The sequence below is a fragment of the Mesorhizobium sp. M7A.F.Ca.CA.002.09.1.1 genome (assembly GCF_003998555.1).
Lineage (GTDB): Bacteria > Pseudomonadota > Alphaproteobacteria > Rhizobiales > Rhizobiaceae > Mesorhizobium > Mesorhizobium ciceri.
Map to the genome: position 1 here is coordinate 1 of NZ_RZRR01000458.1, position 4,400 is coordinate 4,400.

Genomic DNA, 4,400 nt, shown 5'->3' on the forward strand with positions numbered 1-4,400 from the left:
GGGCATGGACGACTATCTGCCGAAGCCCGTTTCGCCCGACCGACTGGGCACCAAGATCGGCACCTGGCTCAGCGAGACCGTGGTGGCCAAGACGGCCTAGCCTGCCTCCATCGATGCATCAGGCGGCTGCGTCGAGGCGATAGCGGCGCATCCAGTCGAGGCTGGTGTCGTCGGAGAGCTTTGCGACGCCGGGCCTTACATCTTCGGCGTCTGGTGCTTGGACATCCAAGACTTCACAGATGCCTAGCAACGTCGCCGCCGGATTGCTCGAAAGGCGCTCGTAGCCAACCCGAAGCGGGGTTATGCCTTGCTCAGCGAACCAAATGTTCCATGCCGCATCATAGGTCTCGAGTACCTCGACCTCACGCCTGATCCGCTCGAAATCATATTGGGGCTCTTTCGGCGGTGCGACCCTTTCGATCTCGGTGCCGTCGGGAGCGATATGCCAAAGACCGGTCTGCTCTGCCTTGATCAGGGAGACAGCCTGCGCAAGCTTGTCCTCCCGCGAGAGGTGTATGTAGAGAACATTGCCGAATGCTCTTTCGAACCGTGCTCTGTCGGATGACAGTTTTGGGAAAATCCGGCCGAGGATCGCCGAAAGCTCATCCAGATTTTCGCGCATCAAGCGGAGACCGAAGAGGCCGGTCCCACCCTTGCCAGCGGCGATCGTAGCATTGAGGTAAGCGGCATCGAATTCGCGCTCGCTCATCGCGGCGCGATCGAGCAGCTTCCACTCTTCGGCCCACTCCACCACGTCCTGGCGCCGATAAAACGAATGTGGATCGCCGGCGGTCTTGGTGGACGCCAGGAGCTTGCACAGCAGCGTGCTTCCGGTCCTCGGTGTGCCGCAGATAATGTATCCATCGAACATGTTGTGCCCACGCGGCTTGTCAAAGGCAGGGGCTGTCGCTCCTGGTAAGATGACCGCCGCCATAGCTGAAATCCTTGGTGGATGCGACGTCACGGCTGTCGCTTTCTAAATGCCTCTCTCAGACAAAATACCCTGCCGGCAGGGGTCAAATCACCGGTTGCGCACCACCACGCATGCCCCACCGATGCTTTGCAATTTCTGGCAGATGACGTTTGCATCGGCGCGGTGGTCGACACCGATCCTGACCGCATAGATACCCCGCCGGCCGATCGGCGTGCGCACCCGGCTGACCACTGGATCGTGCCCGTTGAGCAGGGCCGGGAACCGGCTCCTTATCCTGAGCCACTGGTTGATCGCGGCACTGCGGCGGAAATTGCCGGCCACCTGGATGCCCCACGGCTTTACGTTGATCGAGGCCATCGCCACGGTCCGCGACATGATCACCGGCAGTTTTCGGCAAGCGACGGCAAAATCCGCCTTAGCGTCGAGCGGTTCGACCCTTCCGGCATAGGCTCGGTCGGTGAACTTGTCGGCTGGTTCGCCCATGATGTCGAAGACATAGCTTTCGGTTTCCATCGGCAGGAAACCGCCGGAACTGAGCCAGCGCGACACCCGGCTCTCGCCGGCATTGTAGGCGGCGGCCGCCAGGCCGAGATTGCCGTAGCCGGTTTTCATTTCGGCGAGATATTTCGCCGAAGCCGGGATCGCCTGATTGATGTCGAAGGAATTGGCAAGCCCGCGCATCTTGGCGGTTCCCGGCATGAACTGGGCAATGCCTTCGGCGCCGACGGGACTGACGGCGTTGGGATCGAAACGGCTCTCCTTCCAGATCAGCCGGGCGAAGAAATCCCTGGGCAAACCATTCTGGTCGGCATGCGCCTGGATCAGGTTGCAGACCTTGTCGATAAGCCGTTGCTTGGCGGATTGCGGCGGATCGGCCTGAGCCAGTGTCGACCAGACTAGCCCACACAGCAGGACCAGCGTCGCCCACAGGAAACGCTGCATTTGACCTACTCTGCCGCGGCCTTGCCGCCGCGACCGAACCGCTGTTCGATATAGTCGGCGACCATTTTCTCGAAATCCGCCGCGATCGACGGTCCGCGCAGCGTCGCCGCCTTCTTGCCGTCGACGAAGACAGGCGCCGTCGGCGTCTCGCCGGTGCCGGGCAGCGAAATGCCGATATCGGCATGCTTGGACTCGCCCGGGCCGTTGACGATGCAACCCATCACCGCGACCTTGAGGTTCTCGACGCCGGGATATTTGTCGCGCCACACCGGCATGTTCTTCCTGAGATCTGCCTGGATGTTCTGAGCGAGCTCCTGGAACACGGTCGAGGTCGTGCGGCCGCAGCCGGGACACGCGGCGACGATCGGCACGAACTGCCTGAACCCCATCGTCTGCAGCAATTCCTGCGAAACCTGCACCTCGCGCGTGCGGTCGCCATTCGGCTCCGGCGTCAGCGAGATGCGGATGGTGTCGCCGATGCCTTGCTGCAGCAGGATGCCCATGGCGGCCGACGAAGCGACGATGCCTTTCGAGCCCATGCCGGCTTCAGTCAGGCCGAGATGCAGTGCATGGTTGGAGCGGGTGGCGAGCTCGGCATAGACGGCAATCAGGTCCTGCACGCCGCTGACCTTGGCCGACAGGATGATTTTCTCGCGGCCAAGGCCGATCTCTTCCGCCATCTCGGCCGAGAGAATGGCCGACTGCACGATCGCCTCGCGCATCACCTCTTGCGCCGTCAGCGGAAAACCCTTGTCCTGGTTGTCGTCCATCAGCCGGGTCAAAAGCTCCTGGTCGAGCGAGCCCCAGTTGACACCGATGCGCACCGGCTTGTCATGCCTGATCGCCATCTCGACGATGTCGGCGAACTGCCGGTCCTTCTTGTCCTTGAAGCCGACATTGCCGGGGTTGATCCGATATTTGGCCAGCGCCTCGGCGCAGGCCGGGTGATCGGCCAAGAGCTTGTGGCCGATATAGTGGAAATCGCCGACCAGCGGCACGTTGATGCCAAGCCGCTGAAGCCGCTCATGAATGCGCGGTACGGCGGCGGCACTCTCGTCGCGATCGACGGTGATGCGCACGATCTCGGAGCCGGCCCGGTGCAGTGCTGCGACCTGCGCGACGGTCTGGTCGATATCGGCCGTGTCGGTGTTGGTCATCGATTGGACGACAACGGGCGCGCCGCCGCCGACGACCACGCCGCCGACATCGACGCCGACCGAGGTGCGGCGGGGGAAAGGAGAGGAAAAATATCCGGTCATGCCGGCAGCCTTTTGTCTCTGGAGCATCTTGTGTCCTGCATGGGCGCACAACGACGCCCCGGGCCGATGCGCTGAGGTCCGGGCATGAGGTGGAGGAGCAAAGATGGCTTGTCAATGGCGACAGGTCGCCACTGGCCCGAATCGGCACGTCGCCAACGACCAAAAACAATCGATGATCTGGCGAAACGGGCGACGGCCGAAGCGGATATTAAGCCGGGTGCAAGTCCAGCTTCGGCTGACAGACCGTGCTGGGAAATCAAACCTCTCCACGCCGGCGGCGGGGAGCCGCCGGGAAAAGAGGCCGCGGATACCGCGCGGCTATGTCAGGAGGGCATCAATGCGTGGTCGGTTTTCCTCTTAGTTTTTCAATCTCGTCCTTGAGTGCCAGCTTGCGTCGCTTAAGATTCACGATTTCGAGGTCGTCGACCGATGGATGATTCATCGCGTCATCGATTTCACGTTCGATGTCGCCGTGTTTCCGCTGCAACTCATCAAGATGGGATGCAAGAGACATGATTGGTTCTCCCTTTCATGGTTTTCCTCGATTGCAACCGTCACGGCGCGTCCACCGCAGGTTCGCTTCTGTGACGGCACGGTGACAGTGTGTCACCTTCCGCGGGCGATGTCGAATGATCCGTGGTAGCATTCCACGACACTGTGAAATGTGATATGGGCTGCACGCCGGTGACAAAACACCCGGCCCCGCCCAATCAGGCCCAGCTTTGGGCGCCGCAGACGTGCAGACGGTAGAGAATGTCCGATCAGGAACAGGCCGATATTCGCCTCGAATTTTCCCGCCTGAAGCAGGAACACGCCGATTTCGATGCAGCCATCAACGCGATGATCGCCATGGCCTGCGATCCGCTGCAGATCCAGCGCATGAAGAAGAAGAAGCTGTTCCTCAAGGACCGGCTGATGGCGCTGGAAGACAAGATCATTCCCGACATCATTGCGTGAACGATGTGATGTGCTGACGCTGATCGAGCGCCAGGCAGCGGCGATCTGCATCTCCCTGCGCGGTCGTGTGACGGTGCCTTTGGCCGGTCAATCGTTGGGCTCTTTTTCGCCGGTGCACTAGCCGCGACGGCGCGTCCTGCCGGGCGATCTCGCACATGGAGCACCTCGAACTCGACGGCTTCGTCGCACGCTCTCGGTCAGTGATCCCACCGTTCTGACGGATTGTCCGGCGACGCCGCTGGGAAACCTGCGCCTTCGCGCGGCTCAGCCCCGGCCGTCGACACAGCTCACCGCCCGCCCCTCAAAAC

At 61.7% G+C, this 4,400-nt stretch carries 5 protein-coding genes; 1 reads left to right on the top strand and 4 read right to left on the bottom strand.

Annotated elements, in window-relative coordinates:
* Nucleotides 1-118: 118 nt before the first annotated feature.
* From EN994_RS19595 to EN994_RS19610, 4 genes are all read right to left on the bottom strand, one after another.
* A complete protein-coding gene (locus EN994_RS19595) occupies nucleotides 119-934 on the bottom strand; it encodes a Stf0 family sulfotransferase (protein WP_082826558.1) in 816 nt (271 codons plus the stop codon).
* Nucleotides 935-1,021: 87 nt separating this feature from the next.
* Nucleotides 1,022-1,876, bottom strand: a complete 855-nt coding sequence (locus EN994_RS19600) for a lytic transglycosylase domain-containing protein (RefSeq protein ID WP_063169169.1) — start codon at nucleotides 1,874-1,876, stop codon at nucleotides 1,022-1,024.
* A gap of 5 nt (nucleotides 1,877-1,881) precedes the next feature.
* Complete coding sequence (gene ispG, locus EN994_RS19605) at nucleotides 1,882-3,135, bottom strand: flavodoxin-dependent (E)-4-hydroxy-3-methylbut-2-enyl-diphosphate synthase (protein WP_024502967.1); 1,254 nt, start codon at nucleotides 3,133-3,135, stop codon at nucleotides 1,882-1,884.
* 334 nt (nucleotides 3,136-3,469) lie between these two features.
* Nucleotides 3,470-3,649 (bottom strand): YdcH family protein, encoded by a 180-nt coding sequence (locus tag EN994_RS19610; protein ID WP_013529217.1) that lies wholly within the window; start codon nucleotides 3,647-3,649, stop codon nucleotides 3,470-3,472.
* A 239-nt stretch (nucleotides 3,650-3,888) separates the two neighbouring features.
* Here EN994_RS19610 and EN994_RS19615 point away from each other — a divergent pair, with 239 nt between their 5' ends.
* Complete coding sequence (locus tag EN994_RS19615) at nucleotides 3,889-4,092, top strand: DUF465 domain-containing protein (protein WP_013529216.1); 204 nt, start codon at nucleotides 3,889-3,891, stop codon at nucleotides 4,090-4,092.
* The last annotated feature ends 308 nt before the right edge of the window (nucleotides 4,093-4,400 follow it).